Raw genomic sequence first — 18,611 nt, 5'->3', positions numbered from 1 at the left:
CTCTGAAGGGAACAGTCATGATGAAATCACCGTTTTTCGCATCCGCCAGCGCGCTTTGCCTCGGTCTCGTGCTGAGCTTTGGCGCCGGCTCGGCAGCCAATGCCGCCGCCAACTGCATCAAGGGCGACCGCAAGGCGCCGTACACGATCGGCTGGGCCAACATCTATTCCGTGCCGACCTGGATGAAGCAGACCCAAGGCACGATCGAAGCCGAAGTCGAGACCCTGAAGAAGCAGGGACTGGTCGACAAGCTCGTCGTCACCGACGCTCAGGGCGATGCCAACGTCCAGATCCAGCAGATCCAGTCGATGATCGATTCCGATGTCGACGCCATCATCCTGATCGCCGGTTCGTCGACCGCACCTGCACGCGTTCTGGCCGATGCCTGCGCCAAGGGCATCGCCATCATCAACTTCGACAGCCTCGTCGACACCGACAAGGTCACCGCCAAGGTCAACACCGATTCTTCGCAATGGGGCGGCCAGGCCGCCAAGTTCCTGATCGACGCCATCGGCGGCAAGGGCAAGATCCTGATCCTCAATGGCCCCGCCGGGGTTTCGGTCAGCGATGACAGGCGCAAAGGCGCCGACGCTGAGCTCAAGGCCCATCCCGACGTGACGGTGCTTGCCGAGACCAACACGCCCTACAACGTCGCGCCGGCACAGGAAGCCGTCACCAGCCTGCTCTTCGCCAACCCCGAGATCGACGGCATCCTGTCGCTCGGCGGCGCTCTGTCGGCAGGCGCCGTGCTGGCCCTCGACAAGCAGGGCCGTGAACAGGTGCCGATCACCGGTGAGAACGCCCGGCAGTTTTTGGAACTCTGGAAAGAAAAGGGCTTGAAGAGCTGGGCGACGATGCAGCCGAACTGGCTCGGCGCCTTCGCCACCTACACCGCCGTTCAGGCGCTGGAAGGCAAGGATGTGCCGGCTTTCGTCAAGATTCCGCTGCCGGTGATCGACAATTCCAACATCGACGAATACCTCGCCCGGGCCAAGGACTTCCCGGCTGACGGCTACATCTTTTCTCCTTACGATGAGGAGCTGTTCAAGAAGCTGCTGGCTCAGAAATAAGCCTGAAGGGTTGTAGCGTTGACAACCATGGCTCCGCTGCTCGCGGCGCGCGGGGTGTCGAAGTCTTTCTTCGGCAACCCCGTCCTGCGCGACGTTTCAATCGCTCTCCAGCCGGGCCGCGTGCATGCGCTGCTCGGCGAGAACGGCGCCGGAAAGTCGACCTTGATCAACCTTTTGTCCGGCGCCTTGAGACCGGATGGCGGGACCATCGAGGTCGATGGAAGCGCGGTCTCACGCATGACGCCAGCTGTTGCGCGGCAGGCCGGCATCGCCGTCGTCCAGCAGGAACTCAGCCTGACGGCCAGTCTTTCCATCGCCGAAAATGTTGGTCTCGGCGCCTATCCCAAACGGTTCGGCCTGATCGACTACCGCGAACTCGCTGCGCGGGCGAGGGCCGCATGCGAACTTGTCGGGCTGCACGAGCCGCTGTCGACGCCGGTCGGGCATCTGTCGCTCGGCCGCCGCCAAATGGTGGAGATCGCCAAGGCGCTCTACCGCCGGCCGCGCGTGCTCATTCTCGACGAACCGACATCGTCGCTATCGGCAACCGAAACCAAAATCCTCACCGATCTGCTGCAGCGGTTGCGCGGCGAAGGCATCGCCATTCTCTACATCTCGCACCGACTGAACGAAGTCATGGCGCTGTGCCAGCACGTCACCGTTCTGAAGGACGGCACCTGCACGGCCGACCGCACCCTGGAAGGCACCGACGCCGCCGGGTTGGTTCGGCTGATGGTCGGCCGCGATCCCGGTGATCTTTTTCCGCAATGGCAGCCTTCCAGTTTGCCTGCCAACGCTATCTCTGTCCGAAATCTTTCGGCCGGCCTGATGCGCGACGTCGATCTGGATATCAAAACGGGCGAAGTGCTTGGCATTGGCGGCCTGGTCGGGCAAGGGCAGGAAGATCTGCTGCTCGGTCTCTACGGCGCCATTCCGGCACGGACGGCGTCGGCGACCGTCAACGGCGCCTCCGGCCTGCCCGGCGGCGTGCCGAAAGCCAACGCGCTGGGGCTGGCCTATGTGCCCGCGGATCGCAAGCGCGAGGGCCTGCACCTGATCCATCCCATCATCACCAACATGATGCTGCCCGCCTTTGCCAGGCTGCCGGCGCTGAAGCTGCGCAGCCGCCGCGCAGAGCGCGAGACGGCCAAAAGCCTTGCCGCCCAACTCGGCATCAAGGGTCACCTCGGCCGGGCGGCGCAGGCTCTATCGGGCGGCAACCAGCAGAAGGTGGCGCTGGCGAAATGGATGCCGCACGACCCGTTGGTGCTTCTGCTCAACGATCCGACGCGCGGCGTCGACGTCGAAACCAAGCGTGAGATCTACATGATGCTTCGCAATTTCGCCGCCGCCGGCAAGGCGGTCGTGCTGCTCAGTTCCGACACGCCCGAACTCGTGCACCTTTGCGACCGTGTAGCCATCGTCCGCGAAGGCCGCATCGTCGCCATGCTGGCGCGTGGAGCGCTGAGCGAGGAAGCCATCGTCTCCGCGGCGATGGGCGCCGAACAGCGGAAGGTTGCGGCATGAACACATCTTCCTCCGCCCGGCAGACCGGCGCGCTCTACTGGCCGGTGCAACTGCGTCGCAATGTCGGCGTGCGCAGCCTGTTTGCCGTCGTCCTGGTGTTTCTCATCGCCTATGGCGTCCTCTTTCCGGGTCTGTTCACGGCGTCCGGCTTCGCCAAATTCACGCAGAGCTGGTTTCCATTGGCTCTGGTCGCGATGGCGCAGGCGATCCTGATGCTCACCGGCGGCATCAGCCTGGCCATCGGCGCGACGGTCAGCTTGGGCGCGGTCATCGCCGCGACGACGATGGCCGGGCCGCTGGGCGTCGCCGGGGGCACTGCCGCGGTGGCGCTGACGGGCCTCGGCATCGGGGCGGCGACCGGCTTCATCGTGGTACGGCTTCGGCTGCCGGCCATCGTGGTGACGCTTGCCGGGTCGTTCATCATCGGCGGCGCCGCACTGCTGATCCTGCCGCGGCCCGGCGGCGCAATCCCGGCGTGGCTGTCCGACCTGCTTGCCGGCAACACACCGGCGGCATTCGTGCTGCTGGTGCTCATCGTTCTCCTGTGGAAGCTCTATCTCGCCACGCCGCTTGGCTTGAGCCTCTATGCCGCCGGCGAGAATCCGGTCGGCGCCTATCGCTCCGGCGTGCCGGTCGACGGCGCGCGCATTGCGGCCTATGCGATCAGCGGTCTGCTCTCCACCGGCGCCGGCTTGTTCGTCGCCGCACAGACCGGTTCGGGCGACCCGGTCATCGGCGCCGCCTTTACCCTGAACTCGATTGCCGCTGCGGTGCTCGGCGGCATCGGCTTCCTCGGCGGCCAGGGCACGATGCGCGGCGCGCTTGCCGGCAGCCTGCTGCTCAGCCTGATGATCAGCGTCATGTTCTTCCTCGGCTTCACGCCGGTCGCACAATATGTGGCCCAGGGCCTGATCATCATCGGCGCGGTCGCCATCCCGCAATTCCGCAAGGCACAGCAATGACAGCATGGAATGACAGCGCGGGCGGCAAACGCGCCCTGACGGTCCTGCGCAGCCGGCCGTTTCTCACCGTTGCCATCGTTGCCGCGGTCTGGATCGTGGCGAGCTTCGTTTCGCGCGGCTTCGGCGCTTATGGCCATCTGCGCTATCTGGTGGAGCTCGGCGCCGTCATCGGCCTGGTTGCCGCGGGCCAGACTTTTGTGGTGATCGCCGGCGGCATCGACCTTTCCGTCGCGGCCATCGTCACGGTCAGCGCCGTCAGCCTGCCGCTGCTGTCGTGGCAGGTGGATCCGACCGGCATCACCGCCATTCTTGCCGTTCTGGTGCTGACCACGGCAATCGGCCTGGTCAACGGGCTCGGCGTCGCTTTGCTGCGCGTCCACCCGATGATCATGACATTGGCCATGGCGACATTCTTGCAGGGTCTGTTGATCATCATCGCCGGCGGCAGCGCCGTGACCGCCGAGAACCCGCTGGTCCACTGGCTCGGCAATGGCCGGCCGGCCGGCATTCCCGCTGGCGTATTGTTGTGGGTGGTCGTCTCGGCGATCGTGCTGACCACGATGCATGCGACATCGCTCGGCGCCCGGATTTTTGCCATGGGCGCCAACCCGCTTGCCGCGGCGCTGTCCGGTGTTCCGGTCACGTCCACGACGCTTGCGGTCTACGGCATCAGCGGCTTCTGCTCGGGACTTGCCGGCGTGCTCGTGTTGGGCATGAACGGACAGGGCTATGTCGGCATCGGCGATCCCTATCTGCTCGCCTCGATTGCCGCCGTGGTCCTCGGTGGCACCTCGATCCTCGGCGGGCTTGGCACCTATGCCGGCACCATCCCCGGCGCCATCCTGCTGGTCACCATCACCGCGCTGATCACCGTCGTCAACGCATCGCCCGGCTGGCGCAGCATCCTGTTCGGCTCGCTGATCCTCGGCCTGCTGCTGCTCTCAGGCCGGGAGCAGGCGCGCCGATGACACATCGTCGAGCCGATAGATGCGCCTTGCGTTGCCGAAGAACAGCGCCGTCTGCTCGTCGGCGGAAAAGTCCGCTGTGATGGTTTTGAAGCCGTCATATATGTCATCGAACGAGGCATGCAGGCCGGCGACCGGAAAGTCGCTGCCGAACATGGCGCGACCGGTGCCGAAACAATCGATGCAATGCAGGACGACGGGCTTCAGGCTGTCGAGCGTCCAGTCATGATCGTAGGCGACCAGATCCGATATTTTGATGGCGACGTTGTCGCATTGCGACAGAAGCCGCAGCCCGTCGCGCCACACCTGCATGCCATCGGCGTCGCGGTCGATCGGGCTACCGCAATGGTTGAGCACGAATTGCTGATCGGGGAAGGCCCTGGCAAGCAGCCCCGCGTCGGCGAGCTGGCGCGGAAACACCATCATGTCGAAGGCCAGCCGATGCTGGCCAAGCAAGGCAAGCCCGGCGCGCCAGGCCGGATCGTCCATGATGCCGTCACGGGCCGCAAAACGGCGGGCAGGGTCGGGATCCCAGCTCAATATGTCGCGCACGCCGGCGACACGCTCGAACGCGGCTTGCGCTTCGATCAGCGCCGGCGCCTGGCGATCGGCGAGCGGCACGTGAACGACATAGCGGGCGGCGACGCCGCGCGATTTGTCGAGTGTTTCAAGCCAGCGCGTTTCTCCGATGCAGTCGCCACTCGCCCAGCCGGCTTCGACATGGACGGTGGCGACGACATTATGCCCTATGGCATCGCGCGCATAATCCCCGGGCAGATAGTTCCGCCGCAAGGGGCCAAGCTCGCCGAGGCCGCCGCGCTCGCTGGCCGTGGCGGCGAGCCAGGGATGCCGTCCCAGTCTGAGATCCCAAAGATGATGATGGGCGTCGATGATCGGTCCGGCGTAAGGTTCTGGCACGTATCTCTCTCAGGCTGTGACCGGCGATCGATCCTGGCTTCGTTCTGCGACGGTAAAAGGGTTAGCATCGCATGACTGAAAACTCACCGGTTCCAGCCCTTTCGGTGCGCGAAAATTTTCGGCTCGACGACCGCATCCGCGGCGTGCCTCCCGGCACAACCGGGCTGGACAGCAGCCTTGTCGCGGCCGAGCACTGGCATCCGGCCGATGGACGCATGGCGCTTCCGGTGCTGACCCTCGACGAGGCGGCCTTCTCCGCCAATCGCGACCTGTTCCTGCGCTATGCGCGCGAACACAATGTTGCGATCGCTCCGCATGCCAAGACGCCGATGGCGCCCGATCTTACCCGGTCGCTGGTCGAGGCCGGCGCATGGGGCACGACGGTCGCCGACATCAGGCAAGCGACAGTGATGCTGAAGGCCGGCTTGACACGGCTGATCATCGCCAATGAGGTTGGAGGAGCCGGCGGCGCCAACCGGCTGGCCGTGCTTGCTGGTGCCTGGCCGGATGCCGAGCTCTATGTCTTTGCCGACTCGATCGACGCCGTGAACGCGCTTGCCGAGGCTTGGCGCGCCAATGCGGCGCTGCCGCCGCTGCGCGTGCTGGTCGAACTTGGTGCGGGCAGGGCGGGCGCCCGCACCACCGCGCAAGCCGAGGCCATCGCCGATGCGATCACGGCTGCCGGCGGGCGGCTGCTGATCGCCGGCGTTGCGACCTATGAAGGGGCGGCGGCGCAACCCGAGCCCGGTCGCACCGATGAGGTGATATCCGGCCTGCTGGCAATGACCGCCGACATGTTCCTGCGGCTGCGTGCCCGCGTCGGCGGCGACGCACCGCTGATCGTCACAGCCGGCGGCTCCGCCTTCTTCGACCAGGTGGTCGCGGCGCTTGCACCCCTCGTTTCCAGCGACGGCAACGCAACGCTGGTGCTGCGCAACGGCGCCATCTTCTTCCACGACCACGGCACCTATGACCGTTCGCTCGGCGCCCTCGATGCCCGCAAAGGTTTTGCCATAGGCGGCATCAGCGCTTCGGCGCGGCATTCCTTTCGCCCTGCGCTACGCCTTTGGGCCGAAGTGCTGTCGCGTCCGGAGCCGGGCCTTGTCATCTGCGGCATGGGCATGCGCGACGTGTCGTTCGACCAGGGCTTTCCAACGCCGCTCACCGTCTTTCGTGCCTGCAAGCCGCTGCCGATGCCGGCGGCGCGCGCCGAGGTGGTCAAGCTCAACGACCAGCATTCCTTCCTGTCGATTGCACCGAGCGACGACGTGGCCGTCGGCGACGTCGTCGAATTCGGCATCTCGCATCCCTGCACCTGCCTCGACCGTTATCGCGTGATCTTCGGCGTCGACGCGACCGGCCACGTCCGCCACGCTTTCCCCACCTGGTTCGGCTGACCAGATCCCCCAAAAAGAGAACCTCGAAAGGATCCGATATGATCAAGTATTTTCAGTCCGGCTCGCGCATGTCGCAGGCAGTCGTCTATGGCGGCCTCGTTCACATAGCCGGCCAAGTGGCCAACGATCGCAAGGCCGGCATCGAAGGCCAGACCAGCGACGTGCTTGCCAAAGTCGAGGCGCTGCTGGTCGAGGTCGGCAGCAGCAAGTCGAAGCTGGTGGCGGTCAACATCTTCCTGCCGCAGATCGGTGATTTCGAGGCCATGAACAGCATCTACGATGCCTGGATCGATCCTGCCCGCCTGCCGGCGCGGGCCTGCGTCGAGGCGCGGCTTGCCGACCCTGATCTCCGCATCGAAATCACCGCGGTCGCGGCGGTCTGACCATGCACACCGGCCTCGCCCACACGCTCGATTTCGACCGCGACGGCAAGACGCTCAGCCATCTAAGCATTCCGTTCTCGATCGATCGCTCGCCCTACTTTCAGGTCAAGGTGCCGATCTGCCTCATCCGCAATGGCGACGGCCCGTCACTGCTTTTGATGGCCGGCAATCACGGCGACGAATATGAGGGCGAGCTGTCGCTGGCAAAACTGGCGCGCCGGCTCGATCCGAAGCGGATCAAGGGCCGCATCACCATCATGCCGATGGCCAACGCCCCTGCGGTGATGGCCGCCAAGCGCTGCTCGCCGCTCGACGGCGGCAATCTCAACCGGGCGTTTCCCGGCGATCCCTCGGGAACGCCGACAAGCCGGCTCGCCAATTTCCTTGAGACGGAGCTGTTTCCTCGTCACGACGTCGTCTTCGATATCCATTCGGGCGGCACGTCGATGGAGCATCTGCCGACCGCGCTGGTCGAACGCAACGCCGATCCCGAGCGCCACCGGCGTGGCGTCGAGCTGATGCGCACGCTCGGCATGCCCTACGGCTTTATCGCTGACAACGGCCAGGCCTCGCCAACCTCGATGGGCGCAGCGCGCCGCGCCGGCGCCGTCGGCGTCAGCGGTGAGTTCGGCGGCGGTGGCACCGCAACGGTCGATTCGATGGCGATCACGGCCCGCGCGCTCGACCGTCTGATGATAGCAATGGGTGTGGTCGACGCGCCGGTTCTTGGCGCGGGCGAAAAGCCTTCGGCGCCGACAAGGCTGCTGTCCCTGTCCAGGCACAGCCAGGGCCTCTATGCCACCCGCCGCGGCTGGTTCGAGCCCGCCGCCAGGCTCGGCGACAGTGTCACTTCAGGACAATTGGCCGGCTGGTACCACGATCTCGAGCGGCTCGATGTTGCCGAGGAGGCCCTGCATTTCGCCGAAAGCGGCTTGGTGCTGTCGCGCCGGCTGCACACGATGTGTGAGGCGGGCGACTGCCTAATGCAGGTCGCAGAGCCGGTCGACGGCTGAGCCAAAGGCAGAGGATATTCCATGCAGCAACTGTCCATGTGGACCTATCCCTGGGACATCCAGGATCTCGGCCTGGAGACGGTCGAACGTGATCTTGTCGAGCGCGCCGGGCTCAACATGATCAGCCTGGCGACATCCTATCATGCCGGGCGCTTCCTGCAGCCGCGCAGCCCGCGCCGCAAGGCCTATTTCCCTGAGGACGGCACCATCTATTTCAAGCCGACCGCTGCGCGCTGGGGAAGTCTAGCCATCCAGCCCAAGGTGGCTGACGTGATCACTGAGGGCGGCGACGTGCTCGGTCAGCTCATCCGCCGTCGCGACGCGGGCGGACTAGGAGTTTCGTGCTGGACGGTCTGCCTGCACAACACCCGCCTGGGCATGCTGCATCCGCAGGCCGTCACCCGCAACGCCTTCGGCGATGCCAATTACTACAATCTCTGCCCCTCCCATCCCGATGCGCGCGCCTATGTCCGCGCGCTGATCGCCGACATCTCGCACAGCTACCGGCCGGACCGGATAGAACTTGAAAGCCCGTCCTTCATGGGCTTTGCCCATGAATACCATCACGAGAAGGACGGTGTCGGGCTGACGCCGGAAGACGATTTTCTTTTGTCTCTGTGCTTCTGTCCGTCCTGCGTCTCCCGTGCGGCAAAAGCCGGCATCGATGCCGAGGCGGCGAGCAAGCTCACCAGGCAATGGATCGTCGAGACCTGCGAGCGTGCGGTGCCTGAGCGGCGCTTTCCCAATTTTCCCGCCTGCGGGCTCGACGCCTTTGCCCCATGGCCGGAACTCCATGCCTATCTCTTGTGGCGATTCGAGCCAGTGACCAGCCTGGTCGCCGAACTGCGCGAGGTAGCCGATCCCACGACGGGGGTCGTTATTATCGATCTGAAAGACGGCTGGCTTGGCGGTTGCGATCTGGCAGCGCTGGGCAAGGTCTGCGACGGGGCGATCCTGTGCGCCTACGACATGCAGGCCGGCGATGTCGCCAGCCTGATGGCGGCCGGCCGTGCGGCACTGGGCGCGGACAAATTCCTCGGCGCCGGCTACCGGCTGTTCTATCCGGAAATGGCCCGCCCCGACATCCTGGCGGCCAAGATGAAGCCGGCGCTGGCGCCCGGTGTTGACAGCATCAATTTCTACAATTACGGCCTCATTCCAGCCGCGCGGCTCGACTGGATCGGCGCTGTTCGGCGGTCTTGAGCCAGCCGGCCAATGCTCGTCGGCCACGAGGCGTTGAGGCCGGATTCGCGCGCGAGCGCTGCCAGGTGAATCAAATCAGCGAAACCTGAAGCGATCCATGGTGTAATCCGGGTAGGCGTCCATCGTGTCGAACAGATCGAACAGGTCAGGGGTCTCCGCCAATATTCCTGACAGAACCAGCACCGTGGCCACGCCGGCAGCAAGTCCGCCAGCGATGTCGTGTTCGACACTGTCGCCGACGCAGACCACAGTGCTGCGGTCTGGATTGCCTGCCAGCGCTAGCGCGGCGCCGAATATGGCGGGGTAAGGCTTGCCGATACGCGTGACGCTACCACCGAGGTCCTCGTAGAGATCCGCCAGCCGGCCGGCGCCGAAGCGCGGCCCCACTGCCGTCAGCATGATCTTGTCAGGGTTGGTGCAGAAGCATGGCACCTGCCGCACCGCAGCCGGCGCAAGAAGCCGGCGATAGTGCTCGAGATCGTAGCGGTCGCCCTCGCTGGCCGAAATCAGCACCAGCCCGGCATCGTCACCGTCCTTGGTCAATGCGAAGGGCAGACCTTCGATCGCCGAGCGGTCATCGTCGCGGCTTATCAACAGGCATTTCGTGTTTGGCAGTAGCTTTCCGGATACCGCCATGTCGTGGAAGAACTCCCACGCGACCTCGCCGGAAGAAACAAAATGGTCCCAGCTTCCCGGTTCGAAGCCGAGCTTTAGCAGCCGGCTCTCGTTGGGCCCCGCCCGCTTGCCGGAGTTCGAGATCAGCACAATGGTCTTGCCGGCGCGCTTCAGCGTCGACAGTGCTTCCACCGCCCCTGGATAGGGGCTGGCGCCGTCATGCAGCACGCCGAACTGATCGAGCAGGAAAACATAATAGCGCTCGGCCAGCTGGTTGACGCCGGTGAGGTGTTCGACTGTTTTCGCGCTCATAGAAGCCCCGCCGCGCTTGCGCCCGTCAGCGCCAGTCGCGCCGTGCCGGCGGCGGCTTCGTCCGAAAGTGCCGGCAGGAAATCAACACCAAGTCTGCGCCGCCGGATCGCCGTCCAGGCGGCATTCGCCGCACCGCCGCCGACGCTTCTGACCGACGTCAGCCGCGGCGCGCCGAGCTCGGCGAGCTTGTCATAACCGAGCGCCTCGATCGCGGCGATACCCTCCAACATGGCTTTCAGATAGTCGGCGTCCTCCACCGGTCGGGGCACAAGACGCGGCGGCAGTGCCGGATCGGCGATCGGAAAGCGTTCGCCTGCAGTGGCAAGAGGATAGTAGTCGAGGCCGGTCTCGGTCATCGGGTCGATCGCCATGCTCAGCTCGACGATGCGCGCCAGAGGGAAATGCTGTGTCAGCACCTTGCCGCCGGAGTTCGATGCGCCGCCCGCCAGCCAGACATCTCCAAGCCGATGGCTGTAGATGCCGAAGCGTGGCGCCGAGATAGGCCGGTCGGACAGGATCTTGACGGTCAACGACGACCCCAGCGCGGTGACGCCGTCGCCTATTGCCGCGGCACCTGTCGCCAGGAACGAGGCGCAGCCATCGGTCGTTCCGGCGACGACGGCGATTTCGCGCGGTAAGCCGAACACATCCGCGGCATCCGCGGTGAGCTTGCCGACGACATCGCCCGGCCTGGCGACACCGGGCAGCAACTCCATGCGCATTTCGGTGGCCGCAATCCAGTCCGGCCAGCAGCGGGCCGTGGCGTCGTAACCGGTTTTCAAGGCATTGTTCTCGTCGCTGACATCGAAACGACCGGAGAATTGTCCCGCGATCCAGTCCGCCTGATGCAGCACCGCGGCAACACCGGGCGTGCGCTGGAACCAGAGCGCCTTGGCAAGACCGGACGTTGCCCCAAGTGCGGCACTGGTCGCTGGGGCTTCGCGAGCGATCGCGACCAGAATGGCGTTGTCGGCGACCGTATCGTTGTACATCAACGGCTCGGCCAGCGGCCGCCCGGCGCCGTCGACCGGCAGCAACGTACCTGAAGTGCCGTCAACAGCGATCGATCGGACCGCTGTTCGGTCGATGCCCGAAAGCAGTTCCGCCAGCGCTGCGCTGACCGCTGACCACCACACTGCAGGGTCGCGGGCATTCCAGCCAAACAACTCGAGCGAAATGGCGGAACGCGCGGCAATGGAAAAATCCGGACGCATGGCGACCGCGCGCGCGCCGGACGTGCCGATGTCGATGCCTATGGCAAGCGGCGTGTCAGCGGCTGGCGGCATTGAGTTTCTGGCGATACTTCTCGGCGTCCCAGTTGACCAGTTCATCGTTCTCGGCGGCGGTGAGGTAGTTCAGCCGCGCTGCAATGTCGATGCGTGCCGTCACGTCGGCAAGGCAGCGTTGCATGGCGTCGGCGCCCGCACTGGCATCGCCGCGCATCAGCACGCCCAGCCCGGGAAACAGGATCGCCACGGGGTTTGCACCGCACCGCTCGATGACGCGCGGCACATCCTCACCGGGGTTTGCCACCACCGACCCCCGACCCAGAAAGATGACGTGATCGGGGTAGAGGCTGCCCCCGGACGCCATGCGGCGGCTTTCGGGATCGATGGCGACCGCGTGCGCCTCGATTTCCGCCGGCAGCCTGTAACCGGTTTTCCCGGCCAGCGCCGCCAATCCCGCAACATCCGGTTCCGCCACTTGGCGCGCCGGCCGCGCCAGAAGCAGCGTGACGCGGCGCAGCAGCACTTCGGCCTCGGCGACGGTATCGGCCGCGACGACCAGCCCGTGATTGGCAAGGATCAGCACGTCGACCCCAGCCTGAAGCCGCTCGGCAATACCCTGGGCAAGCGGCAGGCCTGGCCGGAAATAAGGAACATACGCCCATTTGAGACCATCAAGGCGTCTGGCGGCTTTCACCTCGCAATTGGCCTGTACCGCCAGCGAAATGGTTTCGACGCAATGGACATGCAGGACGACGCGCTGCGGCATCAGCGCGTGAACGGTGGTTTCAATCGAAGGGCGCAGGCGCCGGGCGTTGAGCGTCTCGATGGCGAAGATCTGCGGCTGGTCGGCGGCGCTGTCGCGCTGTTCGACAGCCCTGAGCAGCGGCGCCATGGCCACCGGCACCATGATATCTTCGGAGAGCGCATCCTTCAGCCATGTGCCGGAAGCCTTGATCCACAGCGTGTCGCCGGCTTTCAGCGAGGTGTTGCCGCCGGCGGCCTGGGTCAGGTTTGGATTGCGCCCGATGCTGGCCGAAAGCGCCCGCAAGGCAGTCATTTCCTGCGCATCCGCATAGGTCGCCATGGCGCATTTCCTCTATCAGCTCCGCCAGCCTCGCAGCTTCGGATACCCGTCGTGGGATGTTGATGTGTATCGCAGATGCGAGCGACTTACGTCAATGGTGATCTAATTTCATCAAAGGTTCTTGCAATCGGAAAGATGTTGAGTAAGTTACGTCAAATGCTGCGGCAAAAACGGCTCCTGGGAGGAAAAACGATTGAGCGACTCCGGCCGCCAGCGTCAGATCGTCGAGTTGCTGCGGGATCGCCCCTTCGCGTCGGTGCGCGAACTGCAGGAGCAGCTCGGCGTGTCGGCGGCGACGGTGCGGCGCGACATCGACAAGATCGACGAGGCCGGTGAAGCACGGAAGGTCTATGGCGGCATCTCGGCGCTCGACGGCGCTTCACAGGCGGGTGTTGCCTATGCCAGGCCCTATGACGAGAACCGCGACCTCGCGGTCGAGGCCAAGCGGCAGATCGCCGCTCTCGCGGCCACGATGGTGCGCGACGGCGATGCGGTCATCGTGCATGGCGGTTCGACCTGCTTCCACCTTGGGGTCAAGCTGGCTGAGCGCAGCATCCGTCTCTATACCAATTCGATGCCGCTCGCGGCCTATCTGAGCGACCACGGCCATTGCAGCCTGACCGTTGCCGGCGGCGATCTGCATCGTGAGCCGGGCATCATCCATTCACCGACCCAGGCGGAGCCGTTCTACGCATCGAAGTTCTTTCTCGGCGCGCAAGGCCTTGGCCAGGAGGGCGTGCTGGAATCGCACCCGCTGCTGGTCCGCTCCATCGCCGATCTCAGCCTGTGTGCCGACCAGATCGTGGTGCTGGCCGACAGCCGCAAACTGTCGATCCACGCCCGTAACATCGCGCTGCCCTTGTCGCGCATCGGCACGCTGGTGACCGATGACGGCCTGTCCGACGTCGACGCGCGCATGCTGGAAGACGCGGGCGTCATGGTGCGCATCGCTTCGGCTTCGGGAGCCATCCAGTGAAGATGGCCGTCCTCGATTTCGGCAAGACCAATTCGAAGCTGTTCGTCTTCGCTCAGGACGGGCGCATCGTCGACGAGCGCCGGACCCGGCCGAACTGGATGCGCAAAGATGGCTTCAGCGTGCTTGATGAGGCAGCACTTCGCAATTGGGCGGTTCGCGCCGTAAGCGAGGCCACCGACATCCATGGCGTAGAGGGCGTGATGGTGTCGGGCCATGGCTGCACCTTTGCCCTGGTCGACGAGGCGGCGCTGACGCATCCGATACTCGACTACGAGCAAGAGCCGCCGGCTGATATTGCCGCGCAAATAGATCGCCTCGTTCCGGATTTCACCGAGACCTTCTCGCCGCGATTGCCGCTCGGCTTCAACTACGGTCGCCACATGCTGTGGCTACAGGCGGTGCAACCCGGTGCATTCACGGCCGCGAAATCGATCCTCGGCTATCCACAATACTGGAGCTGGCGGTTTGGCGGCCGGGCGGTCTCGGAAGTGTCCTATCTCGGCTGCCACTCGCATTTATGGGCGCCGCGCAAGCGCGACTTCAGTTCGCTGGTCGATATTGAGGGCTGGCGCGACCGGATGCCCGCTTTCGAGCGGGCGGGCTCGGTTGTCGGCGAGCAACGCCTCGGCGATACGAAGCGGCGGATCGCCATCCACAATGGTGTCCATGACAGCAATGCCGCGCTCCATGCCTATCGCCGGCAGGAGCTTGGCCCGGTCACCGTCGTCTCGACCGGCACCTGGGTCGTCGTGCTTAATCCGGATTGCCTGCTCGACGCGCTCGATGGCCAGCGCGACATGCTGGTCAATGTCGATGTCGACGGCGGCCCTGTGCCGACCATCCGCTTTATGGGCGGGCGCGAATTCGCCACGATCAGCGACGGCTGGCAAGGCGCGATCGCGCCGGCGACAGTGCAGCGGGTGATCAACGCCGGCAGCATGGCGCTGCCGAGCTTCGCGCCGGGCGGCCCAATGCCCGGCCGCGCCGGCAAATTGGTCGGCCGCATGCCAAGCGCCGAGGAACGCGCAGCCGTGGCGCTGCTCTACGTCGCGCTGATGGTCGACCTCTGCCTCGACCAGATCCATTCGGATAACACCGTGATCGTCGATGGCGGACTGAACGCTGGCGGCCTGCTCGCCGGGCTAGTGGCGCAACTGCGTCCCAGCCAGGCCTTCCTGCAAGGGGCCACACTGGAGGGCAGCGCCACCGGGGCGGCGGCGCTGGCCTTCGAGACCGTCGGCCGCGAATTTGCCGCGGAAGTGCCGGAGCCCGTGCGTGCCGCAAGCTTCACCGGACTTGCCCGATATCGCGACACATGGCGTGGCCTCATCGGCGAGCAGGGCATCCCCCGCGCGGCAGCGGGAGGCGCACGGTGATCGTCGCTGCTCAGGCCGAAGTCACGCGCCAGCCAGTGCTGGAAATGCGGCACATCTCGAAGACGTTCGGGCCAGTCCGCGCCCTGCAGGACGTGTCGCTGACCGTCCATGCCGGCGAAGTCCATGCGCTGATGGGTGAAAACGGTGCTGGCAAGTCGACTTTGATGAAGGTGCTGTCCGGCGCCTATCGGCCTGATGCCGGCGGCGAGATACTGATCGACGGCGTGCCGGTCGCCACCGGCGACCCGATCAAGGCGCGGGCTCACGGCATTGCGGTTATCTATCAGGAACTGTCGCTGGCGCCCAACCTGACGGTCGCGCAGAACATCTTCCTCGGCAATGAGCCGAGGCGTTTCGGCATCGTCGACCGCGACCAATGCTACCGGCGCAGCAATGAGATCATCAAGCGTCTCGGCGTGTCCTTCTCCGCACGGGCCCAGGTTTCCAGCCTGTCGCTCGGCGAGCGTCAGCTGGTCGAAATCGCCCGCGCGCTTTCGACCAGCGCGCGCATCATCGTCATGGACGAGCCAACCACCTCTCTGACCTCGCGCGAGACCGACCGTCTGTTCGAGGTCATCGCGACGCTGAAGTCGCAAGGCATCGCCATCATCTACATCAGCCACCGCATGGAAGAGGTCTACCAGTTGGCCGACCGTGTCAGCGTGCTGCGCGACAGCGGCTATGTCGGCACACTCGAGCGCGCCGAGCTGAACGCCTCGCGCCTCGTCTCGATGATGGTTGGCCGCGACCTGTCCGCTTTTTACAGGAAGGATCATCGCCCGCCGGACAGCAAGCGCGCGGTCGCCTTGTCGGTGCGCGGCATGGCGGACGGCAATCTCCTGAAGAACTGCTCCTTCGAATTGCACAAGGGCGAGGTACTGGCTCTGGCTGGCCTTGTCGGCTCGGGCCGCACCGAACTCGCGCGACTGATCTTCGGCGCCGACAGACGCATCGCCGGCACGCTGGAACTCGACGGCAAGCCCGTAACCATCGGCTCGCCAAGCGAGGCACTGAATGCCGGCATCGCCTATCTCACCGAGGACCGCAAGGAGCTCGGCCTGTTCCTCGACATGTCGATATCCGACAACATCAGCATGGGCGTGCTGGCCAGGGATGCGCGGCCCGGCGGCTTGCGGGATTTCAAAGCCGCCGAGAGACGTGCTGCCACGGCCGTTTCGGATCTCTCCATCCGCACCAGGTCGGTACAGGCCAATGCGGGTTCGCTGTCGGGCGGCAACCAGCAGAAAGTGTTGCTTGCCCGCCTGCTCGAGACCGAGCCGCAAGTGGTCATCCTGGATGAACCGACGCGCGGCGTCGATGTCGGAGCGAAGTCGGAAATCTACCGGCTGATCGACAATCTCGCCAAAAAGGGCATCGCCATCCTGATGATCTCCAGCGAACTGCCGGAGGTGATCGGCGTTGCCGACCGCGTGCTGGTAATGCGCGACGGCACGATTGCCGGCGAGGTTACGGCGTCCAAAGACCAGCCGCTGCGCCAGGAAGCAATTATGGAACTTGCAACGGGAGCGGCCAAGGGATGACCGACAAGGCGACCGAGATCAGTGGCCAGGCTGTCGGCAGGAGCCGGCGGTTGCGCACCGCCTTCGCCGCCCTTGGCATGCTGCCGATCCTGATCCTGCTGGCGGTCGGCTTTCAGTTGATGAACGCGCGCTTCTTCACCCAGACCAATTTGCTGATCGTCATGCAGCAATCGTCGATCAACATTGTGCTGGCAGCGGGCATGACCTTCGTCATCCTGACCGGCGGGATCGACCTGTCCGTCGGCTCGATACTTGCCGCCTCGGCGATGGTGGCGGTGATGGTGTCGCTGGTGCCTGATTGGGGACTGCTGGGCGTGCCGGCGGCCATTCTCGTCGGCCTCGGCTTCGGCGTCATCAACGGGCTGCTGATCGCCTATATCAGACTGCCGCCCTTCATCGTCACGCTGGGGTCGCTGACCGCTGTGCGCGGCGTCGCCCGCCTGCTCGGCCAGGACACCACGGTGTTCAACTCGGACCTGCCGTTCGACTTCATCGGCAACGGTGCGCTGTTCGGCGTTCCCTGGCTGGTCATCATCGCCTTGTCGGTCGTGGTGCTGTCCTGGCTGGTGCTCAAGCGCACCGTGCTCGGCACCTGGATCTATGCCGTCGGCGGCAATGCCGAAGCGGCGCGGCTGACCGGCATCAAGGTGCCGCTGGTGCTGCTCTTTGTCTATGGCGTTTCCGGCCTGCTGGCCGGCCTTGGCGGCGCCATGTCAGCGGCCCGGCTCTATGCGGCCAACGGGCTGCAGCTTGGGCAGTCTTACGAACTCGACGCCATTGCCGCGGTCATTCTCGGCGGCACCAGCTTCGTCGGCGGCGTCGGCTCGATCTGGGGTACGCTGATCGGTGGCCTGATCATAGCGGTGCTATCCAACGGGCTCATCTTGGCCGGTGTCTCGGACATCTGGCAGTACATCATCAAGGGATTGGTCATCATCGTGGCAGTCGCCCTCGACCGCTACAGGCTCCAGGCAGGAGCGAGAACGTGATTGACCTTGGTCGCCGGCGTAAACGACCGGTTTGTGTAACGCACCGTGAGAGGCGCGGGGCAATTGGAGGAAAGCAATGAAGACCATCGCTAAACTGCTCTGCGGCGTCGCACTCGCGGCCGCCGCCATCGCGCCCGCATCGGCCAAGGACCTCAACAAGGTCGGCATCTCGGTCGGCCTGCTCGGCAACCCCTTCTTCGTCGCCACCATCAAGGGCATCGAGGACGCAGCCAAGAAGATCAACCCGAAGGTCGAGGTAACCTCAGTGTCGGCCGACTACGACCTCAACAAGCAGGTCTCTCAGGTCGATTCCTTCATCGCCGCCGGGGTCGACGTGATCATGCTCAATGCGGTCGATGCCAAGGCGATCGGCCCGGCGGTGAAGAAGGCGCAAGCAGCGGGCATCGTCGTTGCCGCCTTCGACGTCTCGGCGCCAGGCGCCGACGTCACCGTGATGACCAACAACGTCAAGGCCGGCGAAGAGGCCTGCCAGTATCTGGTCGACCACACCGGCGGCAAGGGCGACTACGTTATCCTCAACGGCCCGGCGTCGTCGTCGATCCTGGAGCGGGTGAAGGGCTGCAAGGACGTCCTTGCAAAACACCCCGACATCAAGATCCTCTCCGACGACCAGAATGCCGAAGGCTCGCGCGACGGCGGCCTGAAGGTCTTCCAGTCGCTGCTCACCCGCTTCGACAAGATCGATGCGGTGTTTGCCATCAACGATCCGACGGCGATCGGCGCCCAGCTTGCGGCCAAGCAGCTCAATCGCTCGGAGTTCATCTTCACCGCAGTGGATGGCGCTCCCGATATCGAGAAGGAACTCGCTTCCGGCACCTCGATGATCAAGGCCTCGGCTTCGCAGGATCCCTACGTGATGGCTGGCCAGTCGCTGACGATGGCGGCTGAGCTGCTTGCCGGCAAGAAGCCGGCGGAGCCGACCGTGCTGCTCGACCCGAAGCTGATCACGGCCGAGAACCTGAAAGACTACAAGGGCTGGACCGCAGCCCGCTAAGCCTCCCAAGGCCGATGCGGCCGGGGCAACCCGGCC

The 18,611-nt window shown here is 65.0% G+C and carries 17 protein-coding genes; 13 read left to right on the top strand and 4 right to left on the bottom strand.

The window, feature by feature from the left end:
• The first annotated feature begins 17 nt into the window (after window positions 1-17).
• From NKK50_RS25055 to NKK50_RS25040, 4 genes are read left to right on the top strand one after another with little or no spacing between them, the layout of a single operon-like run.
• Entirely contained in the window at window positions 18-1,070 is a 1,053-nt protein-coding gene (locus NKK50_RS25055) for an ABC transporter substrate-binding protein (protein WP_023745723.1), read from the top strand.
• Window positions 1,071-1,097: 27 nt separating this feature from the next.
• Complete coding sequence (locus tag NKK50_RS25050) at window positions 1,098-2,597, top strand: sugar ABC transporter ATP-binding protein (protein ID WP_023745722.1); 1,500 nt, start codon at window positions 1,098-1,100, stop codon at window positions 2,595-2,597.
• Window positions 2,594-3,559, top strand: a complete 966-nt coding sequence (locus NKK50_RS25045) for an ABC transporter permease (RefSeq protein WP_023686801.1) — start codon at window positions 2,594-2,596, stop codon at window positions 3,557-3,559. The genes NKK50_RS25050 and NKK50_RS25045 overlap by 4 nt, the downstream gene beginning before the upstream one ends.
• Window positions 3,556-4,527, top strand: a complete 972-nt coding sequence (locus NKK50_RS25040) for an ABC transporter permease (protein WP_023695084.1) — start codon at window positions 3,556-3,558, stop codon at window positions 4,525-4,527. The genes NKK50_RS25045 and NKK50_RS25040 overlap by 4 nt, the downstream gene beginning before the upstream one ends.
• Here NKK50_RS25040 and NKK50_RS25035 read toward each other — a convergent pair.
• Window positions 4,501-5,442, bottom strand: a complete 942-nt coding sequence (locus tag NKK50_RS25035) for an amidohydrolase family protein (protein WP_023692366.1) — start codon at window positions 5,440-5,442, stop codon at window positions 4,501-4,503. The genes NKK50_RS25040 and NKK50_RS25035 overlap by 27 nt on opposite strands.
• A 71-nt stretch (window positions 5,443-5,513) precedes the next feature.
• Here NKK50_RS25035 and NKK50_RS25030 point away from each other — a divergent pair, with 71 nt between their 5' ends.
• From NKK50_RS25030 to NKK50_RS25015, 4 genes are read left to right on the top strand one after another with little or no spacing between them, the layout of a single operon-like run.
• On the top strand, window positions 5,514-6,839 hold the full coding sequence (locus NKK50_RS25030; protein WP_031247212.1) for an alanine racemase: 1,326 nt from the start codon (window positions 5,514-5,516) through the stop codon (window positions 6,837-6,839).
• A 38-nt stretch (window positions 6,840-6,877) separates the two neighbouring features.
• Window positions 6,878-7,222 (top strand): RidA family protein, encoded by a 345-nt coding sequence (locus NKK50_RS25025; RefSeq protein WP_023686804.1) that lies wholly within the window; start codon window positions 6,878-6,880, stop codon window positions 7,220-7,222.
• Between the two features lie 2 nt (window positions 7,223-7,224).
• Window positions 7,225-8,235, top strand: a complete 1,011-nt coding sequence (locus tag NKK50_RS25020) for a succinylglutamate desuccinylase/aspartoacylase family protein (RefSeq protein WP_023686805.1) — start codon at window positions 7,225-7,227, stop codon at window positions 8,233-8,235.
• A gap of 21 nt (window positions 8,236-8,256) precedes the next feature.
• On the top strand, window positions 8,257-9,438 hold the full coding sequence (locus tag NKK50_RS25015) for a hypothetical protein (RefSeq protein WP_023745720.1): 1,182 nt from the start codon (window positions 8,257-8,259) through the stop codon (window positions 9,436-9,438).
• Between the two features lie 75 nt (window positions 9,439-9,513).
• On the opposite strand, the gene NKK50_RS25010 is transcribed toward NKK50_RS25015, so the two are convergent.
• The 3 genes from NKK50_RS25010 to NKK50_RS25000 are packed head-to-tail and all read right to left on the bottom strand — an operon-like array spanning window position 9,514 to window position 12,678.
• Window positions 9,514-10,365: a TIGR01459 family HAD-type hydrolase gene (locus tag NKK50_RS25010; RefSeq protein WP_352543987.1), complete on the bottom strand. Its 852-nt coding sequence runs from the start codon at window positions 10,363-10,365 to the stop codon at window positions 9,514-9,516.
• Window positions 10,362-11,651 (bottom strand): FGGY-family carbohydrate kinase, encoded by a 1,290-nt coding sequence (locus tag NKK50_RS25005; RefSeq protein WP_352543986.1) that lies wholly within the window; start codon window positions 11,649-11,651, stop codon window positions 10,362-10,364. The genes NKK50_RS25010 and NKK50_RS25005 overlap by 4 nt, the downstream gene beginning before the upstream one ends.
• Window positions 11,635-12,678 carry a class II aldolase/adducin family protein gene (locus NKK50_RS25000; protein ID WP_352499496.1) on the bottom strand — a complete coding sequence of 348 codons (1,044 nt, stop codon included), beginning with the start codon at window positions 12,676-12,678 and terminating at the stop codon, window positions 11,635-11,637. The genes NKK50_RS25005 and NKK50_RS25000 overlap by 17 nt, the downstream gene beginning before the upstream one ends.
• Before the next feature lie 193 nt (window positions 12,679-12,871).
• On the opposite strand from NKK50_RS25000, the gene NKK50_RS24995 reads away from it, so the two are divergent.
• The 5 genes from NKK50_RS24995 (at window position 12,872) to NKK50_RS24975 (ending at window position 18,575) form a co-directional block, all read left to right on the top strand.
• Window positions 12,872-13,654, top strand: coding sequence for a DeoR/GlpR family DNA-binding transcription regulator (locus NKK50_RS24995; RefSeq protein ID WP_023701285.1), 783 nt, complete (start codon window positions 12,872-12,874; stop codon window positions 13,652-13,654).
• Window positions 13,651-15,030: an FGGY-family carbohydrate kinase gene (locus NKK50_RS24990; protein ID WP_352499497.1), complete on the top strand. Its 1,380-nt coding sequence runs from the start codon at window positions 13,651-13,653 to the stop codon at window positions 15,028-15,030. Before NKK50_RS24995 ends, NKK50_RS24990 begins: the two co-directional genes overlap by 4 nt.
• A 44-nt stretch (window positions 15,031-15,074) precedes the next feature.
• Window positions 15,075-16,571: a sugar ABC transporter ATP-binding protein gene (locus NKK50_RS24985; RefSeq protein WP_050592391.1), complete on the top strand. Its 1,497-nt coding sequence runs from the start codon at window positions 15,075-15,077 to the stop codon at window positions 16,569-16,571.
• Window positions 16,568-17,560, top strand: coding sequence for an ABC transporter permease subunit (locus NKK50_RS24980; RefSeq protein ID WP_023745714.1), 993 nt, complete (start codon window positions 16,568-16,570; stop codon window positions 17,558-17,560). Before NKK50_RS24985 ends, NKK50_RS24980 begins: the two co-directional genes overlap by 4 nt.
• Window positions 17,561-17,636: 76 nt before the next feature.
• Window positions 17,637-18,575: an ABC transporter substrate-binding protein gene (locus tag NKK50_RS24975; RefSeq protein ID WP_023670567.1), complete on the top strand. Its 939-nt coding sequence runs from the start codon at window positions 17,637-17,639 to the stop codon at window positions 18,573-18,575.
• Window positions 18,576-18,611 lie beyond the last annotated feature (36 nt).

The sequence above is a fragment of the Mesorhizobium sp. M0001 genome, from assembly GCF_040324255.1.
GTDB lineage: Bacteria > Pseudomonadota > Alphaproteobacteria > Rhizobiales > Rhizobiaceae > Mesorhizobium.
This window is presented reverse-complemented; position numbering and strand designations above follow the sequence as displayed.

Coding starts and splice junctions, on each gene's coding strand:
- NKK50_RS25055 (WP_023745723.1), top strand. CDS start 18: ATGATGAAATCACCGTTTTTCGCATCCGCCAGCGCGCTTTGCCTCGGT.
- NKK50_RS25050 (WP_023745722.1), top strand. CDS start 1,098: ATGGCTCCGCTGCTCGCGGCGCGCGGGGTGTCGAAGTCTTTCTTCGGC.
- NKK50_RS25045 (WP_023686801.1), top strand. CDS start 2,594: ATGAACACATCTTCCTCCGCCCGGCAGACCGGCGCGCTCTACTGGCCG.
- NKK50_RS25040 (WP_023695084.1), top strand. CDS start 3,556: ATGACAGCATGGAATGACAGCGCGGGCGGCAAACGCGCCCTGACGGTC.
- NKK50_RS25030 (WP_031247212.1), top strand. CDS start 5,514: ATGACTGAAAACTCACCGGTTCCAGCCCTTTCGGTGCGCGAAAATTTT.
- NKK50_RS25025 (WP_023686804.1), top strand. CDS start 6,878: ATGATCAAGTATTTTCAGTCCGGCTCGCGCATGTCGCAGGCAGTCGTC.
- NKK50_RS25020 (WP_023686805.1), top strand. CDS start 7,225: ATGCACACCGGCCTCGCCCACACGCTCGATTTCGACCGCGACGGCAAG.
- NKK50_RS25015 (WP_023745720.1), top strand. CDS start 8,257: ATGCAGCAACTGTCCATGTGGACCTATCCCTGGGACATCCAGGATCTC.
- NKK50_RS25010 (WP_352543987.1), bottom strand. CDS start 10,365: ATGAGCGCGAAAACAGTCGAACACCTCACCGGCGTCAACCAGCTGGCC.
- NKK50_RS25005 (WP_352543986.1), bottom strand. CDS start 11,651: ATGCCGCCAGCCGCTGACACGCCGCTTGCCATAGGCATCGACATCGGC.
- NKK50_RS25000 (WP_352499496.1), bottom strand. CDS start 12,678: ATGGCGACCTATGCGGATGCGCAGGAAATGACTGCCTTGCGGGCGCTT.
- NKK50_RS24985 (WP_050592391.1), top strand. CDS start 15,075: ATGCGGCACATCTCGAAGACGTTCGGGCCAGTCCGCGCCCTGCAGGAC.
- NKK50_RS24980 (WP_023745714.1), top strand. CDS start 16,568: ATGACCGACAAGGCGACCGAGATCAGTGGCCAGGCTGTCGGCAGGAGC.
- NKK50_RS24975 (WP_023670567.1), top strand. CDS start 17,637: ATGAAGACCATCGCTAAACTGCTCTGCGGCGTCGCACTCGCGGCCGCC.